General features: G+C 70.3%; 18 protein-coding genes and 2 tRNA genes. 6 read left to right on the forward strand and 14 right to left on the reverse strand.

All coding sequences use genetic code 11. From position 1 onward, the window contains the following. Positions 1 to 50: 50 nt before the first annotated feature. Positions 51 to 989, forward strand: a complete 939-nt coding sequence (locus tag ACFY04_RS03495) for a hypothetical protein (RefSeq protein ID WP_389114003.1) — start codon at positions 51 to 53, stop codon at positions 987 to 989. 139 nt (positions 990 to 1,128) lie between these two features. Next, the gene (locus tag ACFY04_RS03500) at positions 1,129 to 1,470 is read left to right on the forward strand and encodes a hypothetical protein (protein WP_389114004.1); all 342 of its coding nucleotides are present in this window, start codon (positions 1,129 to 1,131) and stop codon (positions 1,468 to 1,470) included. A gap of 147 nt (positions 1,471 to 1,617) precedes the next feature. On the opposite strand, the gene clpX is transcribed toward ACFY04_RS03500, so the two are convergent. The 5 genes from clpX to ACFY04_RS03525 form a co-directional block, all read right to left on the reverse strand. Then, entirely contained in the window at positions 1,618 to 2,904 is a 1,287-nt protein-coding gene (gene clpX, locus ACFY04_RS03505; protein ID WP_301371147.1) for an ATP-dependent Clp protease ATP-binding subunit ClpX, read from the reverse strand. Between the two features lie 153 nt (positions 2,905 to 3,057). Next, on the reverse strand, positions 3,058 to 3,726 hold the full coding sequence (locus ACFY04_RS03510; protein ID WP_389114005.1) for an ATP-dependent Clp protease proteolytic subunit: 669 nt from the start codon (positions 3,724 to 3,726) through the stop codon (positions 3,058 to 3,060). 55 nt (positions 3,727 to 3,781) lie between these two features. Beyond that, the gene (locus tag ACFY04_RS03515) at positions 3,782 to 4,399 is read right to left on the reverse strand and encodes an ATP-dependent Clp protease proteolytic subunit (RefSeq protein ID WP_030649990.1); all 618 of its coding nucleotides are present in this window, start codon (positions 4,397 to 4,399) and stop codon (positions 3,782 to 3,784) included. A 276-nt stretch (positions 4,400 to 4,675) separates the two neighbouring features. Next, positions 4,676 to 6,064 carry a trigger factor gene (tig, locus tag ACFY04_RS03520; protein ID WP_389114006.1) on the reverse strand — a complete coding sequence of 463 codons (1,389 nt, stop codon included), beginning with the start codon at positions 6,062 to 6,064 and terminating at the stop codon, positions 4,676 to 4,678. A gap of 164 nt (positions 6,065 to 6,228) precedes the next feature. Beyond that, positions 6,229 to 6,305 (reverse strand) — tRNA-Pro (locus tag ACFY04_RS03525). Positions 6,306 to 6,473: 168 nt separating this feature from the next. Between ACFY04_RS03525 and ACFY04_RS03530 the strand changes: the two genes are divergently transcribed. Continuing rightward, a tRNA-Gly gene (locus ACFY04_RS03530) sits at positions 6,474 to 6,544 on the forward strand. Positions 6,545 to 6,627: 83 nt separating this feature from the next. Here the strand turns inward: ACFY04_RS03530 and ACFY04_RS03535 are convergent. The 5 genes from ACFY04_RS03535 to ACFY04_RS03555 form a co-directional block, all read right to left on the reverse strand. Beyond that, positions 6,628 to 7,197, reverse strand: a complete 570-nt coding sequence (locus tag ACFY04_RS03535) for a TIGR04222 domain-containing membrane protein (protein WP_389114007.1) — start codon at positions 7,195 to 7,197, stop codon at positions 6,628 to 6,630. Between the two features lie 115 nt (positions 7,198 to 7,312). Continuing rightward, complete coding sequence (locus ACFY04_RS03540; protein ID WP_030008564.1) at positions 7,313 to 7,507, reverse strand: membrane protein; 195 nt, start codon at positions 7,505 to 7,507, stop codon at positions 7,313 to 7,315. 176 nt (positions 7,508 to 7,683) lie between these two features. After that, positions 7,684 to 8,139, reverse strand: a complete 456-nt coding sequence (locus tag ACFY04_RS03545; RefSeq protein WP_389114008.1) for an HD domain-containing protein — start codon at positions 8,137 to 8,139, stop codon at positions 7,684 to 7,686. Further along, positions 8,136 to 9,524: a pyridoxal phosphate-dependent decarboxylase family protein gene (locus tag ACFY04_RS03550; protein ID WP_389114009.1), complete on the reverse strand. Its 1,389-nt coding sequence runs from the start codon at positions 9,522 to 9,524 to the stop codon at positions 8,136 to 8,138. Before ACFY04_RS03550 ends, ACFY04_RS03545 begins: the two co-directional genes overlap by 4 nt. A 75-nt stretch (positions 9,525 to 9,599) precedes the next feature. After that, entirely contained in the window at positions 9,600 to 9,872 is a 273-nt protein-coding gene (locus ACFY04_RS03555; protein ID WP_389114010.1) for a hypothetical protein, read from the reverse strand. On the opposite strand from ACFY04_RS03555, the gene ACFY04_RS03560 reads away from it, so the two are divergent. Continuing rightward, positions 9,871 to 10,260 carry a DUF4232 domain-containing protein gene (locus tag ACFY04_RS03560; RefSeq protein WP_389114011.1) on the forward strand — a complete coding sequence of 130 codons (390 nt, stop codon included), beginning with the start codon at positions 9,871 to 9,873 and terminating at the stop codon, positions 10,258 to 10,260. The genes ACFY04_RS03555 and ACFY04_RS03560 overlap by 2 nt on opposite strands. Before the next feature lie 3 nt (positions 10,261 to 10,263). Here ACFY04_RS03560 and ACFY04_RS03565 read toward each other — a convergent pair whose 3' ends face one another. Beyond that, positions 10,264 to 11,160, reverse strand: coding sequence for an ABC transporter ATP-binding protein (locus ACFY04_RS03565; protein ID WP_389114012.1), 897 nt, complete (start codon positions 11,158 to 11,160; stop codon positions 10,264 to 10,266). A 115-nt stretch (positions 11,161 to 11,275) separates the two neighbouring features. Further along, the gene (locus ACFY04_RS03570) at positions 11,276 to 12,418 is read right to left on the reverse strand and encodes a PP2C family protein-serine/threonine phosphatase (protein WP_314244742.1); all 1,143 of its coding nucleotides are present in this window, start codon (positions 12,416 to 12,418) and stop codon (positions 11,276 to 11,278) included. 117 nt (positions 12,419 to 12,535) lie between these two features. Here ACFY04_RS03570 and ACFY04_RS03575 point away from each other — a divergent pair, with 117 nt between their 5' ends. Then, complete coding sequence (locus ACFY04_RS03575) at positions 12,536 to 13,771, forward strand: GNAT family N-acetyltransferase (protein WP_389114013.1); 1,236 nt, start codon at positions 12,536 to 12,538, stop codon at positions 13,769 to 13,771. 69 nt (positions 13,772 to 13,840) lie between these two features. Here ACFY04_RS03575 and ACFY04_RS03580 read toward each other — a convergent pair whose 3' ends face one another. Next, on the reverse strand, positions 13,841 to 14,647 hold the full coding sequence (locus ACFY04_RS03580; RefSeq protein WP_389114014.1) for an Fpg/Nei family DNA glycosylase: 807 nt from the start codon (positions 14,645 to 14,647) through the stop codon (positions 13,841 to 13,843). Positions 14,648 to 14,717: 70 nt separating this feature from the next. After that, on the reverse strand, positions 14,718 to 15,203 hold the full coding sequence (locus ACFY04_RS03585; protein WP_030010996.1) for a ribose-5-phosphate isomerase: 486 nt from the start codon (positions 15,201 to 15,203) through the stop codon (positions 14,718 to 14,720). Between the two features lie 218 nt (positions 15,204 to 15,421). Here ACFY04_RS03585 and ACFY04_RS03590 point away from each other — a divergent pair, with 218 nt between their 5' ends. After that, positions 15,422 to 16,855 carry an amino acid permease gene (locus ACFY04_RS03590; protein ID WP_389114015.1) on the forward strand — a complete coding sequence of 478 codons (1,434 nt, stop codon included), beginning with the start codon at positions 15,422 to 15,424 and terminating at the stop codon, positions 16,853 to 16,855. The last annotated feature ends 17 nt before the right edge of the window (positions 16,856 to 16,872 follow it).

Consider the following 16,872-nt stretch of genomic DNA (forward strand, 5'->3'; position numbering starts at 1 on the left):
TTCCGCCAGGATGTGTGAAACGTATAAGCAACCTCATTGGGGGACGCGGGATGAGCTACAACCAGCCAGGGCCCTACGGGCAGCAGCCCCAGCAGCCGGGACCGTACGGACAGCAGCCCCCGCCGCCGGGCCCGTACGGCCAGCCCGCCCCCCAGCCCAACCCGTACGGCCAGCCCGCGGCCCCGCAGCCGGGCTACGGCTACCCGCAGCAGCCGGGCGTCCCCCCGCAGGGCTACCCGCAGCAGCCGCCGGCCCCGGCCTACGGCTACCCGCAGCAGCAGGCCCCGTACGGCGGCCAGCCCCCGAAGAAGTCCAAGGCCGGCGTGATCATCGGCGTGGTCGTCGCGGTCGCGGTGATCGCGGGCGGCGGCTGGTACCTCGTGGGCGGCGGCGGGGGCGGCAACATCTCCGCGGACACCAAGGGCTACAAGCTGGCCTTCCCGGCGACGGTCGATGCATATGCGCAGCCGAAGGAGGCAAAGCCGTCGCCCGAAACCCCGTTGGAGGGCGAATCGAAGACGAAGGCCGAGGCCCTCGGCGTGAAGAATCCGCACAACTCTGCCGCTACGTACTCGACCACTCCGGACGGCAAGGGCAAAAATCTCAGCGTCAACGGGCTGTGGGGCGAGCTGACCGACCCGGAGAAGGCCGTCGACGCGTACTACGCATCCATCGGCCTCAACAAGGAAGCCGAGAAGTCCGGCTTCAAGTACGAGCTGGTCGGCGCGCCGAAGGCATTCACGCCGAGTGGCTTCAAGGGCGCCGTGATGAAGTGCGCCGAGATCAAAGCGACCCCGATCAAGGAACCCAAGCCCGGGACGCCGAAGGAGATGAAGATTCCGAGCTGCGTCTGGGGCGATCACTCCACCCTGACCGCAGTCAACGCCATCGACACGCTCGCGGCCCTCACCGGTGGCAGCAGCGGCAGCCTTGACGACGTGTCCTCGCTCGCGGCCAAGCTGTACAACACCGGCCGCACCAAGGCTTGATCAAGACGGCGGTCGGCGCCGGCACCCCAGCCGCGCCGACCGCCCTGCAGTGCTTCAGGGCCGACTCCTCGCCCGCCGAAAAACGATCATCAGGCGCTAGAATTCCGGGGACCTTTCAGCCAACTCAGGGGGAATCGCCTTGAAGAATCGTCTCGTTGCCAGTGCCGCGGCCCTCGCACTCGGAATCGGCCTGTCGCTCGCGGGCGCCCAGACCGCTTCGGCCCAGGGCTCCAGCAGCGACTGCAGCTTCGAAAGCACGCACAAGGCCACGGCCCAGCTCACGAAGCGGATGGGCGCCGGTACCAGCTACCCGGCGTTCGGGTCCGTCGCCAAGGGCCAGACCGTGTGCTCGTACGGGAACGCCACGGGCGAGCGGTACACCGCGTGCGGCAAGACCAGCAACCAGTGGACCCGCGTGACGGGCTTCTTCTCTCCCGTGAAGCTCTGGGTCGCGAGCGCCTGCCTGAAGTGGCCCGCCTGACGTCCGCCGCCCGCTGCCGCTGACCTGCCGGGCGGCGGCGTGGACGGGGGCCCATGCGCTGCCGCCCGGCTGAATCGCAGCCGCGGCACACGAACGCCCGGGGTGATCCTTGGATCACCCCGGGCGTTCGTCGTTCCTGGCTCTGCGTTACGCCGACTTCTCGTGCGGGCCCTGGTCCTTCGGGACGATGCGCGGGACCAGCGTCGGGTTGACGTTGGAGCGGACCACGTCCGAGGTGATGACCACGCGGGCCACGTCCTTGCGGGACGGGACCTCGTACATCACCGACATCAGGACCTCTTCCATGATGGCGCGCAGGCCGCGCGCGCCCGTCTGGCGGAGGATCGCCTGGTCCGCGATGGCCTCCAGCGCCTCGCGCTCGAAGTCCAGCTCCACACCGTCGAGTTCGAACAGCCGCTGGTACTGCTTCACCAGCGCGTTGCGCGGTTCGATCAGGATCTGGAGCAGGGCCTCGCGGTCCAGGTTGTGCACGGAGGTCAGCACGGGGAGGCGGCCGATGAACTCGGGGATCATCCCGAACTTCACCAGGTCCTCCGGCATGACCTCCTGGAACTGGTCGCTGGCCTCGATCTCGCGCTTCGAGCGGATCGTCGCCCCGAAGCCGATGCCCTTGGCACCCGCACGCGACTCGATGATCTTCTCCAGGCCGGCGAAGGCGCCGCCCACGATGAAGAGCACGTTCGTCGTGTCGATCTGGATGAACTCCTGGTGCGGGTGCTTCCGGCCGCCCTGCGGCGGTACGGAGGCGGTCGTGCCTTCCAGGATCTTCAGGAGGGCCTGCTGCACACCCTCGCCGCTCACGTCGCGCGTGATCGACGGGTTCTCGCTCTTGCGGGCCACCTTGTCGATCTCGTCGATGTAGATGATCCCGGTCTCGGCCTTCTTGACGTCGTAGTCGGCGGCCTGGATCAGCTTCAGCAGGATGTTCTCGACGTCCTCGCCGACGTACCCGGCCTCCGTCAGCGCCGTCGCGTCGGCGATGGCGAAGGGGACGTTCAGCATCCGGGCGAGGGTCTGCGCGAGCAGCGTCTTGCCCGAGCCCGTGGGGCCCAGCAGCAGGATGTTGGACTTGGCGAGCTCGATCGCGTCGTCCCGGCCCTGCGCGCCGCCGTTCTCGCCGGCCTGCACGCGCTTGTAGTGGTTGTAGACCGCTACCGAGAGCGCCTTCTTCGCCGGCTCCTGGCCGACGACGTAGCTCTCCAGGAACTCGTAGATCTCACGGGGCTTGGGGAGTTCCTCCCACCGGACCTCGGAGGTCTCCGCGAGCTCCTCTTCGATGATCTCGTTGCAGAGGTCGATGCACTCGTCGCAGATGTACACACCGGGTCCTGCGATGAGCTTCTTCACCTGCTTCTGGCTCTTTCCGCAGAACGAGCACTTGAGCAGATCGCCGCCGTCACCGATGCGTGCCACGAGGTGCTTCCCCTTCGCCTGGGAGACGCCTGGTTCAGCGCTCCTGGTGCCTCATATCCGACGGTACCTTGCCGGGGGCCCCGTGCGGGGCCCCCTTGACGTGGTTCACATCGCCGAATCCGACGACGTGCTCACGCCAACTGGTGGCAAGGATCAGGCCTTGCTGCTCTTACGGGTGGAGATGATCTGGTCGATCAGCCCGTACGCGAGCGCATCCTCGGCCGTGAGGATCTTGTCGCGCTCGATGTCGTCGCGGATCTTCTCGATCGGCGTCGTCGAGTGCTTGGCCAGCATGGTCTCCAGCTGGTCACGCATGCGCAGGATCTCGTTGGCCGCGATCTCCAGGTCGGAGAGCTGCTCGCGGCCGGTGCCACCGGAGGGCTGGTGGATCAGCACGCGGGCGTTCGGCAGGGCCATGCGCTTGCCGGGGGTACCGGCGGCCAGCAGGACCGCGGCGGCGGAGGCCGCCTGGCCCATGCAGACCGTCTGGATGTCCGGCTTCACGAACTGCATCGTGTCGTAGATCGCCGTCAGCGCGGTGAAGGAGCCACCGGGGCTGTTGATGTAGATGGAGATGTCGCGGTCCGGGTCCATCGACTCCAGGCACAGCAGCTGCGCCATGACGTCGTTGGCGGACGCGTCGTCGATCTGCACGCCGAGGAAGATCACGCGCTCCTCGAAGAGCTTCGCGTACGGGTCGTACTCGCGCACGCCCTGCGACGTGCGCTCGACGAAGCGCGGGATGACGTAGCGGTTGTCCACCTGCGGGCCGGTGTAGAGGCTGCTCGCGGAGAAGTTGTTCTGCATCTGGGTGTTCACCATCCTGGTGGCGTTCTGCGGGCTGTCGGCTGCGGGGTACTGACGGTGGGTCCCGGGATCAGGCCCCGGTGCCGCCGCCGCCCGGAACGTTGGACGCGGCCGAGATGATCTCGTCGATGAGGCCGTACTCCTTGGCCTCCTCGGAGGTGAACCAGCGGTCGCGGTCACCGTCGCGGATGATCGCCTCGACGGTCTGGCCCGAGTGGAACGCGGTGATCTCGGCCATCCGCTGCTTGGTGCGCAGCAGGTACTGGGCCTGGATCTTGATGTCCGACGCGGTGCCACCGATGCCGGCGGAGCCCTGGTGCATCAGGATGTCGGTGTTCGGCAGGGCGAAGCGCTTGCCCTTGGCGCCACCGGTGAGCAGGAACTGCCCCATCGAGGCGGCCATGCCCATACCGATGGTGACGACGTCGTTCGGGATGTACTGCATGGTGTCGTAGACGGCCATACCGGCCGTCACGGAGCCACCGGGGCTGTTGATGTAGAGGTAGATGTCCTTCTCCGGCTCGGCGGCCAGGAGGAGGAGCTGCGCGGTGATCTTGTTGGCGATGTCGTCGTCGACCTGCTGGCCGAGGAAGATGATGCGCTCGCCGAGCAGCCGGTTGTAGACATGGTCGCCGAGGCCGCCACCGATGGACGGCTCACCCGCGGCGTAAGGCTTCAGATTCGTCACGTATCCACCTGCTCGTCTCCGACGGCCATGTGCCGTCTCAGCGTCTCGTTCTGGGGTCCGGTCCGGACGGAGCGGACGAGTCCGCCGGCGCCCGGGTACTCACGTGCCCTCGTATTCATGGACCCTAACGCGCAGGTAGGACAACGCCATCCCGCTTCCCGAACTGTTCGCTCGGAGCGCAAGCTCCGGGGGCCTTACGAGGCCCATACCGAAGGGCCCGGACACGGCTGTGTCCGGGCCCTTCGGGGCACTGCTCAGTGGGCTTCGCCCGGGGTGTTACTTGGCCTCTTCGGCCTTGACCTCGTCGTCACCGTCGACGGCGGCCTCGACGGTCTCGGCGGCCTGCTCCTCGTCCTCGTCGGACAGGTCCACGACCTCACCGTTGGTGTCGACGACCTTGGCGGCCTCGACGACGACCGCGAGGGCCTTGCCGCGGGCGACCTCGCCGACCAGCATCGGAACCTGGCCACCCTCGACCACGGCCTGGGCGAACTGGTCGGGGGACATGCCGGAGGAAGCGGCGCGGCGCATGAGGTGCTCGGTGAGCTCCTCCTGGTTGACGCCCAGCTTCTCCTTGTTGACCAGCGCGTCGAGGACGAACTGGGTCTTGATGCCCTTGATCGCCTGCTCGGAGGTCTCGGCGTCGAACTCCTCGACGGTCTTGCCCTGGAACTCCAGGTACTTCTCGATGGTCAGACCCATCTGGCCGAGCTGGTGGTGCTCCAGGTTGTGCTTGCGGGTCTGGACCTCGTCCGCGAGGAGCTTCTCGGGGATCGGGACCTCGACGAGCTCCAGCAGCTTCTCCAGGACGCGCTCCTGGGCCTGCGTGGCCTGGTCGTACTGCTTCATGTTCTCGAGGCGCTTGCGGCTGTCCGCCTTGAGGTCCTCGATGGTGTCGAACTCGCTCGCCAGCTGCGCGAACTCGTCGTCCAGCGCCGGGAGCTCCTTGGCGGAGACCTTGGTGACCTTGACGGTGACCTCGGCGTCCTTGCCCTCGGCGGAGCCGCCCTTCAGCTGCGAGGTGAAGGTGGCCTCGGCGCCGGCCTCCAGGCCGGTGACGGCCTCGTCGATGCCCTCGAGGAGCTCGCCCGAGCCGATGGTGTAGGAGACGTCGGAGGCGACGCCGTCGGGCAGCACCTCGCCGTCGACCTTGGCTTCGAGGTCGATGGTGACGACGTCACCATCGGCGGCGGCGCGCTCGACGTCCGTGGTGGACGCGAAGCGGCCGCGCAGCTGCTCGACGGACTTCTCGACGTCCTCGTCGGAGACCTCGATGGCGTCGACCTCGACCTCGATGCCGGAGAAGTCCGGGATCTCGATCTCGGGACGGACGTCGACCTCGGCGGTGAAGGCGAGGACCTCGCCGTCCTTCAGCTCGGTGATGTCCACGTCGGGCTGACCCAGCGGGTTCAGGTCGGCCTCGTTGACGGCCTCGGTGTAGAACTTCGGGAGCGCGTCGTTGACGGCCTCCTCCAGCACCGCACCGCGGCCGAAGCGCTGGTCGATGACGCGGGCCGGGATCTTGCCCTTGCGGAAGCCCTTCACCGTGACCTGCTGGTTGATCTTCTTGTACGCCGCGTCGAGGCTGTCCTTGAGCTCCTCGAAGGGCACCTCAACAGTGAGCCGAACCCGAGTCGGGTTCAGGGTCTCCACGGCGCTCTTCACGGTTCGGTCTCCTTGTGGCTGACTGCTGGGGATTCTGCCGTCACGCTGTGATTCAGCGGTTCAGCGGACTTCGGCCCGGTACATCAGACACACGGGCACGCAGCTTGCATAGTAACCGCAAGCGGCAATCAGCCCACAACGCGATCTTGTGGAAACACTGCTGATGGTCGGGGTGGCCGGATTCGAACCGACGACCTTCCGCTCCCAAAGCGGACGCGCTACCAAGCTGCGCCACACCCCGTCGGTGCGACACGTAGGGTACATGCCTGGAGACACTCTGATGCGCGCGGTTTCCCGAGGTATTCCGGGCGGACCTCCGCCACGGCGCCGAATGTGGTGTGCACCCACCGGGAGCGACCCGCTAGGATGCTGTCCGTGCCAAGGTCCCCGGACCCGCGGCACGCGCGTTGCGGGTGTAGCTCAATGGTAGAGCACTAGTCTTCCAAACTAGCTACGCGGGTTCGATTCCCGTCACCCGCTCAGAAGCACGAAGGGCCAGGTCAGAGGATGTTTCCTCGACCTGGCCCTCCGTCGTTCCCGGCTTTGGTCCCGCGGCGCGGGGGCTAGTACCCGCCGTCGCCTCCACCGCCGGAACCGCCGTCCGTGGGGTGATCGGAGTCGTCGTCCAGGGCTTTGCCCATGCGGCGGAGACTGCGGCCGAGGCCGTCGGGGACGGTGTGGGGGAGCAGCCCGTGCCGGACGGGGCCCGGGTCGAGCACTGCGGGGCCTTCAAACACGTACGGGGGAAGGCTGCCCTCGGATGCCGCGGACGCGAGGCGGCGGCGCCCCGCGCGGGTGGTCCGTCGCCGCCAGTTGCGCACCAGGCCGAGGAGGACGAGCCGGCGGGCGAGTTCGTCGACCTCGTCGCAGTGCCTGAGGGCTTCGAACACCTCCGCGACGCGCTTGCTCCGCGGGCAGGCGGCGATCACTGCGCGTTCGACCGGATGCCGCGGGGGTTCTACGGCGACGATGCGGAGCCGAGCGGCCCGCAGGGACAGCGTCCCGCGCTCCACGAGCGAGACGATCGCACTCTCCACGACCCGCTGCCCGCCGCCGGCGAGGTAGGCGTACTCGTACAGGTGCAGTACCTCGCTCCCGTTCCCTGCTCCCGTCTGGTGGTGTTCCTCTGCCATACCGTCTCCCCCTTCGGACGCACCGTGCCGCATGGTCTCCCGGGGGTGGCGGCCCTGACGCGCCTTCAGCCGAAATCAGAGCTTCTTCTGAGGTGGCGGCGCGCCTGGAGGGGGGTCAGAGCTTGATGTTCGCGATCATCGTCGCGAGGGAGTTGAGGAAACGGTTCACGTCGTCCGCGATCGAGCTGGACGCGAGGAAGAAGCCGAAGAGCGCCGCGACGATGGCGGGACCCGTCTTGATGTGGTTGCCACGGATCAGCACCACCAGGATGACCGCCAACAGAACCACCACTGACAGCGAAATGGCCACTACTGATCACACCTTCGGTCGTCCCCTGGTCGGCCCGGGGGGCACGGCCTGGCACACCCCCACATGGACCATCCTCCCACCAACGGGCCTCGGCTATACGCCCCGTGACGAATAGCCCTGGTTCCGTTTCCGCCAACCACAGGTGCGACAGGAATATTTCGGGCGCGGAGCACGCGTCACGGGGTGGCGAGGCCGAGGAGGGAACGGATATTCGCATACTTTGCGGACAGTCTCTCGCGCGTGGGACCGTCCAGCACGGAGAGGCGTACGGGGTCCGCGTTGTGCGCGAGGTCGGCTTCCTTGATCAGCAGGGCGCCGGGGGTGGCCAGGATGCGGGCCGCGTACTGCTCGACCGGTTCGCCCGGGCGTTTGGTGACCGCGAGGACCATGTCCTTCACCGTCTGCGGGAGGGCCGCCGAATCCAGCCAGGTGAGGCTGAGGGCCTCGTCCTCGATGGCGTCGTGGAGCCAGGCCGCCGCCTGCTGTTCGGCGCTGCCGCCGCGCAGCCGCACGCCCTCGGCCACGGCCGCGAGGTGTTCGGCGTACGGCCTGCCGGCCTTGTCGGTCTGGCCCTCGTGCGCGCTGCGCGCCAGGGACTCGACCTCGATCAGAGTCAGGGGGCTGTTCGTCATGCGATCTCCCTTGCTGCCGCGCCGAGGGCCTGCGCTGCCCGGCGTACGTCCGCCTGCGTGGTACGCCAGTTGGAGAACGCGGCACGCAGGGCGGCGGTTCCCTCGTAGACGGTGGGAGTGACGAACACCTCGGCGGCCACCGCCTCCCGCAGGGCGGCGAGGCGCTCCGGGGTGGGGGCCTCGGCGAGGGTGAAGCAGACGACGTTCAGGCGGACCGGGGCGAGGAGGGTGAAGGCGGGGTCCTCCTCCAGGGTGGCGCCCAGCGCGCGGGCGCAGGCGATGTCGCGTTCGACGATCTCCCGGTGGCCCTGGCGGCCGTACGCGCGGAGCGTGAACCAGGCGGCGAGGGCGCGCAGCCGGTGGGAGTTCTCGGGGGTGAGGTGGACGAGGTCGGGGTGGTCGCCGAGGGGGCCGAGGTAGGCGGCGGAGTTCTGGAAGACGCGGGCCTGCAGGTCGCGCCGGCGGGTGAACTGGACGGCGCTGTCATAGGGGACGTTGAGCCATTTGTGCAGGTCGACGCAGATGGAGTCGGAGGCGTCGAGGCCGTCGGCGAGGTGCGCGTGCTCCGGGGAGAGCGCGGCGAAGGCCCCGAACGCGGCGTCGGTGTGCAGCCAGAAGTCGTGGCGCTCGCGCAGGGCTTCGATCGCCCGGAGGTCGTCGAAGTCGACGGTGTTGACGGTGCCCGCGTTGGCGACGACCACGGCCGGTCCGGGGGTGTCGGCCAGTGCCCGCTGCAGGGCGGCGGGGTCGACGGCCTCGCGGCCGGGCAGGGTGGGCACCCGGACCAGGGAGTTGCGGCCGAGACCCAGGACCGAGAGGGCCTTGGCGATCGAGGAGTGCGGGGCGCCGGAGAGCACGCGGACCGGGCCGAGGGCCGCCGCGCCGTCCTCGGCCGGGGAGACGCCGAGGCGTTCGCCGAGCCATTCGCGGGCGATGGCGAGGCCGGTGGTGTTGGACATGGTGGCGCCGGAGACGAAGGTGCCGGAGTGGGCGGCGGTCAGGCCGAAGAGGTCGCGGAGCCAGCCGACGGTCTCGCGTTCGAGGTCCTGGCCGCCGCCGTCGAGGCCGGAGTTGGAGTTCTGGTCGTGGACGGCGGTGAGCCAGTCCCCGGCGAGGGCGGCGGGGGTGGCGCCTCCCGTGACGAAGCCGAGGTAGCGCGGTCCCGCGGAGGCCGACAGCCGCGGCTCCCAGCAGTCGCGGAAGGCGGCGAGCGCGGCGTCCGTGCCGGTGGCGTGCTCCGGGAGGGGTTCGGGGCCGTGCGGCTTTCCGGCGGGCGGTACGACGGGACGCGCGTCCAGGGTGGCGAGCGCGTCGGCGGCGGCGCCGCGGGTGGCGTCGAGGAGTTCGGGGAGCCGGGCCAGGTCGGCGGCGAGCGTGCGGTCCATGGGGGCACGTTAGGCGCGGCCGGGGCCGAGGGGGCGGGCCAATCCACGGGGAGTGGCCCGCGTGCCGTCGTAGGCTCACCGGATGATCGCGAAACGGTGGATGCGGCGAGGGATACCGGGGCTGGTCGCGGCGGGCGTGCTGGCAGGGGTGGCGGGGGTGGCGGGGTGCTCGGCGCCTCCGGCCCCGAGGGCGGCTCCCGGGCCGACCGCGGCGAGCGGGCCGACCGCGGCGGGCGCGCCGGCGGAGCCCGCGCCCGTCCGGAGTGCGCCCGCGGCGGCGCCGACCACGGCGGAGCCCTGCCCGGAGGGCGGGGTCCGGCTCGTCGAGATGGACGGGAACGCGGCCATGGGGCTGCGAGTGGCGGACTTCCAGCTGGTCAACTGCGGTACGCAGCCGTACGTACTGGAGGGTTACCCACAGCTGTCGCTGCGCGACAACCTCAACGATCCGGTGGAGGTCGCGGTGGAGCACGGGTCGGCGGGGATCACCACGGGCACGCCGAACCTGGACGAGGCGCCGCGGCCGGTGACGCTGGCCCCGGGGCAGGCGGCCTTCTTCGGGATGGTGTGGCGCAATCTCGTCACCGAATCGGCGACGCCGGCGGTGACGGCGCGGATCGTTGAGGTCGAGCCCCGGCCCGGAGCCCCCCGGCTGTGGCTGCGGCTCGCCGCACCGGTGGACCTCGGCAACACCGGGAAGCTGGGGCTCGGGCCGTGGCAGCCGCTGGTCCGCTGAGCCTCAGGCTGCTTCGGCAGCAGGAGCGGGAGCGGCGGCAGCAGCGGAAGCGGCCGGAGCGCGCCGGGCGGTGAGTACGGTCATCCGGTCCGCGACGGCCGCCGCCGAGCTGCGCGGCAGCCGGTCCGCGATCAGGCCGTCGGCGAGGAAGAGCACCTGGTCGGCGTGGGCGGCCGCGGCCGGGTCGTGGGTGACCATGACGACGGTGGCGCGCAGGGAGTCGACGGCGTCCCGGAGCGGCCCGAGGACCTCCGCCGCGGTGGTGGTGTCGAGCGCTCCGGTGGGTTCGTCGGCGAAGACCACGTCGGGCCGGGTGACGAGGGCCCGGGCGATGGCCACGCGCTGCTGCTGGCCGCCGGACAGCTCGGCCGGGCGGCGGCCGCCCTTGCCCTCCAGGCCGACGCGGGCGAGCAGCTCGGCGGCGTAGGTCCGGCCCTCGTGCGCGGAGCGGCCGCCGGCGAGCCGCATCGGGAGCAGTACGTTCTGCTCGACGGTGAGGGACGGCAGCAGGTTGAAGGCCTGGAAGACGAAGCCGAGGCGGCTGCGCCGGAGTTCGGTGAGCTCGTTCTCGTTCATCGCGGTGATCTCGGTGCCGCCGAGCCGGACGGATCCCCCGGTGGGCAGGTCGAGTCCGGCGGCGCACTGCAGGAAGGTCGATTTGCCGGATCCGGAGGGTCCCATGACGGCGGTGAAGCTGCCGCGCGGCAGGGTGAGGTCGATCCCGCGCAGCGCGTGCACGGCGGAGCCCCCGCGTCCGTAGGCCCGCCGTACGCCGCGCAGCTCGACGGCGGCCGTGGTGTCGTACCGCTCCTCGGAGGTCTGCCGGTGCTGCCGGAGCTGTCCGTGCTGCCCGTGCTGTCCGTGCTGCCCGTGCCGCCGCTCGCTCCGTCGGAGCCTCATGGGGTGCCGCCTCTCGCCGCCGTCCTGATCGTGGCTCCGACGCTACGGATCACGGTGGGCCGGCGGCCATGACGCCGCCCGGCGGACCGGTGGTGGGGCAATCCCCACCCCGCGGTCAGGCGGAGCGGCGGATGAGCAGCAGCGCGCGGTCGTCGTTGACGTCCTTGGCGACCTTCTCGATCAGGTGCCAGGCCGCGCCGTCCCAGCCGGCGGCGACGTAGCGGTCGGCCTCGCCGGTGAGGCGGTCGATGCCCTCGCTGATCTCCCGGTCGGAGGTCTCGACGAGGCCGTCGGTGAAGAGCATCAGGACGTCGCCGGGGCGCAGGCTGCCGCGGGCGGGGGTGAATTCGGCGCCGTCGTAGACGCCGAGGAGCGGGCCCTCGCCGGACTTCTCCTGCCAGCGGCCCGTGCCCGCCGAGAGCTGGAGGGCGGGGAGGTGGCCGGCCGAGAGGAGTTCGTAGTCGCCGGTCTCCAGGTCCAGGACGAGGTGGATGGAGGTGGCGAAGCCCTCGTCCCAGTCCTGGCGGAGCAGGTAGCCGTTGGCGGCGGGCAGGAAGCCGTGGGCGGGCAGCGCGCCGAGCAGTCCGCCGAAGGCACCGGAGAGCAGCAGGGCCCGGGAGCCGGCCTCCATGCCCTTGCCGGAGACGTCGGTCAGGACGATCTCCAGGGTCCGGCCGCCGTTGGTGCGGGCCGCGACCACGAAGTCGCCGGAGAAGGACTGGCCGCCGGCCGGGCGCAGAGCCATCTCGCGGTGCCAGCCGCGCGGCAGGGCGGGCAGTTTGCTCTGCACGCGGATGCGTTCGCGCAGGTCGAAGAGCATGGTGCCGCCGCGTCTCCACGGCACGCCGACGCGGCTGCGGAACTGGGCGATGACGAGCCCGAAGAACCCGCAGGCGGCCACCACCAGCACAGTGCCGGGGGTGACGCGGGCCGGGCCCTGGGTATAGGGGCCGAGGACGAGGGCCTCGACGATCAGTGCGGCCGCGGAGGCGGCGTACAGGGCGAGGAGGCTGGCGGGGCGCAGCAGCAGGCCGCCGGCCACGATCGGCAGGACGAGCGCCGACGGCGAGAACCAGACAGGCAGCATCAGCGTGCCGCAGGCGATGGCGGGGATGGTGAGGAGCAGGCCGCCGAAGGCGAGCCAGTCGGAGGCGTCGCCGCGGAAGTAGTCGACGGCTGATTTCCGCAGGGCTGTGCGGCCCCGGTGCGACAGCATGCGCATCCGGGCCATGAGGGATTCCACGCGTGCTCCGGCCATTGATTCGGGACCTTATCCATCCTGGCTGTGGATGCGCAGGGGTACCCCCGGACCGGGGGTCCGCAGGCGTCCGAAAACAGGTCGACTGAGCCGGAATGCCCTGATAGGGATGGCCACATGACTCTGGAGATGCGCGCATTGAAGTCTGATGAGTGGGATGTCTGGTACGACCACCTGGAACTGGCCTTCGGGGGCGTGCCCGATTCCCCCGAGGAGCGGGAGCTCTACAAGTCGCTGACGGAGGCCGACCGCTCGCTGGGCGTCTGGGACGGCGACACCTGCGTCGGCGCGGCCGGTGCGTTCTCCTTCCGGCTCTCCGTGCCGGGCGGGGCGGCCGTCCCGGCGGCCGGAGTCACGATGGTGGGGGTCTCCCCCACCCACCGCCGGCGCGGGGTGCTCACCTCTTTGATGCGGCGCCAGCTCGACGACATCCGGGCGGGTGACGAACCGCTCGCCGTGCTGACGGCCTCGGACCCGGCGATCTACGGGCGCTTCGGCTACGGCACGGCGACGTACGCCCTGGCGGTGGACATCGACACGACCCGCGTACGGCTGTCCGTGCCGCCGGGCACGGACGGGGTGCGGCTGCGCCTCGTGGACCCGGGCCGGGCGCTGGCCGACTGCGAGCGGGTCTACGCGGCGCTGGTCCCCACGCGGCCGGGCATGCCCGCCCGGCAGCCCGGCTGGGAGCGGCTGCCGCTGCTGGACCCGGATGCGATGCGCGGCGGCGGGTCCCCGCTGAAGTGCGTGGTCGCCGAGCGGGAGGACGGCGAGGTGATCGGGTACGCCCGCTACCGGGTCAAGCCCGACTGGGACCCGACGGGTTCGGACGGCAAGGTCGAGGTGCGCGATCTCGACGCACTGGACCCGGCGGCGTGCGCGGCGCTGTGGCGCTACCTGTTCTCCATCGACCTGACCTGGACGGTACGGGCGCAGCGGCGGCCGGTGGACGACCCGGTGCTGCACCTGGTCAGCGACGTCCGGCGGTCGCGGCCGCGGACGCGGGACTCGCTGCACGTACGGCTGGTGGACCTGGCGGCGGCGCTGGAGGCGCGGACGTACGGGGCGCCGGTGGACGTGGTCGTGGAGGTCCGGGACGCGTTCTGTCCCTGGAACGAGGGGCGGTGGCGGCTGTCCGTGGACGCGAAGGGCGCCGCGCGCTGTACGCGGACCGAGGAGCCGGCGGACCTGGAGCTGTCGGTCCGGGAGCTGGGATCGGCGTACCTGGGCGGGATCACCCTCACCTCACTGGCCGGGGCCGGTCTGGTGCGCGAGCTGCGCCCGGGCGCTCTGACGGAGGCCTCGCGCGCCTTCGCCGGGGACGTGGCTCCCTGGCTGCCGCACGGCTTCTAGAGACGGGCGGCGAGCGAAACGGGGCGGCGGAACGGGCGACGGACCGGGGCGATGGACCGTGCGACCGCGTCAGCGGGACTGGCAGCCGGGGCACCAGAAGAGGTTGCGGGCGGCGAGGTCGGCGGTGCGGATCCCGCCGCCGCAGATGTGGCAGGGCATGTTCGCCCGCCGGTAGACGTACACCTCGCCGCCGTGGTCGTCGACGCGCGGCGGCCGGCCCATGGCCTCGGGCAGGTGCTCGTCGCGGACGGTGTCGATGCGGTTGTTGCGCACGCCCTCGCGCATCAGGGCGGCCAGGTCGGCCCACATGGCGTCCCACTCGCCGCGGGTGAGGTCCTTGCCCAGGCGGTAGGGGTCGATGCCGTGCCGGAAGAGGACCTCGGCGCGGTAGACGTTGCCGATGCCCGCGACGATCTTCTGGTCCATGAGCAGGGCGGCGACGGTGGTGCGGGAGCGGGAGATCCGGGTCCAGGCCCGGTCGGGGTCGTCGCCGGCGCGCAGCGGGTCCGGGCCGAGCCGGTCGTGTATTGCCTTCTTCTCGCCCTCGCCGATCAGTGCGCAGGCGGTGGGGCCGCGCAGGTCGGCGTAGTGGTCCTCGTTCAGCAGGCGCAGCCGGACCGTGTCCGTGGCGGGCGGGGCCGGGGCGGGGCCGAAGCCGAGCTTGCCGAACAGGCCGAGGTGGATGTGGATCCAGGCGTCGCCGAGTTCCAGGAAGAGGTGCTTGCCGTGCGCCTCGGCGCCGTCCAGCTCGCGCCCGTCGAGCACGGCCGCGCTCTGCTCGAACCGGCCCTGGGGGCTGCTGACGCGGACCGGCCGGCCCGCGAACCGCTCGGCGTGGTCCTGGGCGAGGCGGTGGATCGTATGCCCCTCGGGCACGGCGGAGCTCCTCGGAAAGAGAAACCGGCCGTACCGCCCCCGGGAAGGGGCGGCACGGCCGGAAGCGGGATCAGCCCTGCGGGTGGTGGGCCGGGATCGGGGGGAGCTCGCCGGTGGTCTCGTACGCGGAGAGCATGTCGATGCGGCGGGTGTGGCGCTCCTCGTCGGAGTACGGGGTCGCCAGGAAGGCCTCGATGAAGCTGACGGCCTCGTCCTGCGTGTGCATCCGGCCGCCGACGGAGATGACGTTGGCGTTGTTGTGCTCACGGCCGAGCTGGGCGGTCTGGACGCTCCAGGCCAGGATGGCGCGGACGCCCTTGACCTTGTTCGCGGCGATCTGCTCGCCGTTGCCGGAGCCGCCGATCACGATGCCGAGGCTGCCGGCGTCGGCGGCGGTCTTCTCCGCGGCGCGGAGGCAGAACGGCGGGTAGTCGTCCACCGCGTCGTAGATGTGGGGCCCACAGTCGACGGGCTCGTGGCCGTTGTTCTTGAGCCAGTCCACCAGGTGGTTCTTGAGCTCAAAGCCGGCATGGTCGGATCCGAGGTACACGCGCATGGGACGAGTGTGGCACGAGGAGGCCCGACGACCCGCAGCGGGTGTCGCGTAAGTCACTTCTAAAGCTCAAGTAAACCCAAAGAACGCAGATGGGACAGGGCGGGGCCGCGCTCTGGGCGTTCACACCAAGGCAACGATCGGGATTGAGGTCTTCCGTCCTGCGTTCATCTCAGGTTTGAATGCCGGGGCTCGCAACCCGAGAACCTAAGGATCCGTCCATGAGCTCCACGACGACCCTTCAGAAGGAAGGCGGCCCCACCGGCAACCCCGGTGACGGCCAGCCCTCCGACGGTCTGAAGGCCGGTCTCAAGAACCGCCACCTGTCCATGATCGCCATCGGCGGCGTCATCGGCGCCGGCCTCTTCGTCGGTTCCGGCGGCGGCATCGCCAAGGCCGGCCCCGCCATCCTGATCTCCTACGCGCTGGTCGGCGCGATGGTGGTCTTCGTGATGCGGATGCTGGGCGAGATGGCCGCCGCCAGCCCGAACTCGGGCTCCTTCTCGGCCTACGCCGACCGCGCGCTCGGCCGCTGGGCGGGCTTCTCCATCGGCTGGCTCTACTGGTTCTTCTGGGTCGTCGTGCTCGCGGTGGAGGCCACCGCCGGTGCCTCCATCCTGGAGAGCTGGATCCCGGCCGTCCCGCAGTGGGCCTGGGCGCTGATCGTGATGGCGGTGCTGACCGCCACCAACCTCGGCTCGGTCGCCTCCTACGGTGAGTTCGAGTTCTGGTTCGCGGGCATCAAGGTCGTCGCCATCGGCGCGTTCGTGATCGTCGGCATGCTGGCCGTCTTCGGCCTGCTGCCGGGCTCCGACAACCCGGGCTCGGGCTTCGCGCACCTCACCGACGCCGGCGGGTTCTTCCCCAACGGCTACGGCGCCGTCCTCACCGGTGTGCTGATGGTCGTCTTCTCCTTCATGGGCAGCGAGATCGTCACCCTGGCGGCCGGCGAGTCGGAGAACCCCCGCAAGGCGGTCACCCGGGCCACCAACTCCGTCATCTGGCGGATCGGCGTCTTCTACCTCGGCTCGATCTTCATCGTGCTGACCCTGCTCCCGTGGAACGACAAGTCGATCACCGAGAAGGGCTCGTACGTCGCCGCCCTGGACTCGATCGGCATCGCGCACGCCGGCACGATCATGGAGGTCATCGTCCTGACCGCCGTGCTGTCCTGCCTGAACTCGGGCCTCTACACCGCCTCCCGCATGGCCTTCTCGCTCGGTGAGCGCGGTGACGCCCCCAAGGCGTTCGCCAAGGTCAACAAGAACGGTGTGCCGGTCGCCGCGATCCTGGGCTCCACGGTCTTCGGCTTCGTCGCCGTCTACTTCAACTACGCCTTCAAGGACACGGTCTTCAACTTCCTCCTCAACTCCTCGGGTGCCATCGCGCTCTTCGTCTGGCTGGTGATCTGCTTCACCCAGCTGAAGATGCGCGGGATCCTGGTCCGCGAGGCCCCGGAGAAGCTGACCGTGAAGATGTGGCTGTTCCCGTGGCTGACCTGGGCCACCGCCGCCCTGATCACGTTCGTGATCGGCTACATGTTCGTGGACGACGCCAACCGCGAGGTCGTCACCCTGTCCACCCTCGTCGCCGGCCTCGTCGTGCTCGTCGGTGTGGTCCTGGACTTCCGCCGCAAGCGGGCCCTGCAGGGCTGATCGCACATGCACGTACA

It is taken from the genome of Streptomyces sp. NPDC001549 (genome assembly GCF_042894025.1).
GTDB lineage: Bacteria > Actinomycetota > Actinomycetes > Streptomycetales > Streptomycetaceae > Streptomyces > Streptomyces kutzneri.

Excerpts from the sequence above, each read along its gene's own strand:
- ACFY04_RS03495 (WP_389114003.1), top strand. The coding sequence starts at position 51 with ATGAGCTACAACCAGCCAGGGCCCTACGGGCAGCAGCCCCAGCAGCCG.
- ACFY04_RS03510 (WP_389114005.1), bottom strand. The coding sequence starts at position 3,726 with ATGGTGAACACCCAGATGCAGAACAACTTCTCCGCGAGCAGCCTCTAC.
- ACFY04_RS03535 (WP_389114007.1), bottom strand. The coding sequence starts at position 7,197 with ATGGCAGAGGAACACCACCAGACGGGAGCAGGGAACGGGAGCGAGGTA.
- ACFY04_RS03545 (WP_389114008.1), bottom strand. The coding sequence starts at position 8,139 with ATGACGAACAGCCCCCTGACTCTGATCGAGGTCGAGTCCCTGGCGCGC.
- ACFY04_RS03550 (WP_389114009.1), bottom strand. The coding sequence starts at position 9,524 with ATGGACCGCACGCTCGCCGCCGACCTGGCCCGGCTCCCCGAACTCCTC.
- ACFY04_RS03560 (WP_389114011.1), top strand. The coding sequence starts at position 9,871 with ATGGGGCTGCGAGTGGCGGACTTCCAGCTGGTCAACTGCGGTACGCAG.
- ACFY04_RS03555 (WP_389114010.1), bottom strand. The coding sequence starts at position 9,872 with ATGGCCGCGTTCCCGTCCATCTCGACGAGCCGGACCCCGCCCTCCGGG.
- ACFY04_RS03565 (WP_389114012.1), bottom strand. The coding sequence starts at position 11,160 with ATGAGGCTCCGACGGAGCGAGCGGCGGCACGGGCAGCACGGACAGCAC.
- ACFY04_RS03570 (WP_314244742.1), bottom strand. The coding sequence starts at position 12,418 with ATGGCCGGAGCACGCGTGGAATCCCTCATGGCCCGGATGCGCATGCTG.
- ACFY04_RS03575 (WP_389114013.1), top strand. The coding sequence starts at position 12,536 with ATGACTCTGGAGATGCGCGCATTGAAGTCTGATGAGTGGGATGTCTGG.
- ACFY04_RS03585 (WP_030010996.1), bottom strand. The coding sequence starts at position 15,203 with ATGCGCGTGTACCTCGGATCCGACCATGCCGGCTTTGAGCTCAAGAAC.
- ACFY04_RS03590 (WP_389114015.1), top strand. The coding sequence starts at position 15,422 with ATGAGCTCCACGACGACCCTTCAGAAGGAAGGCGGCCCCACCGGCAAC.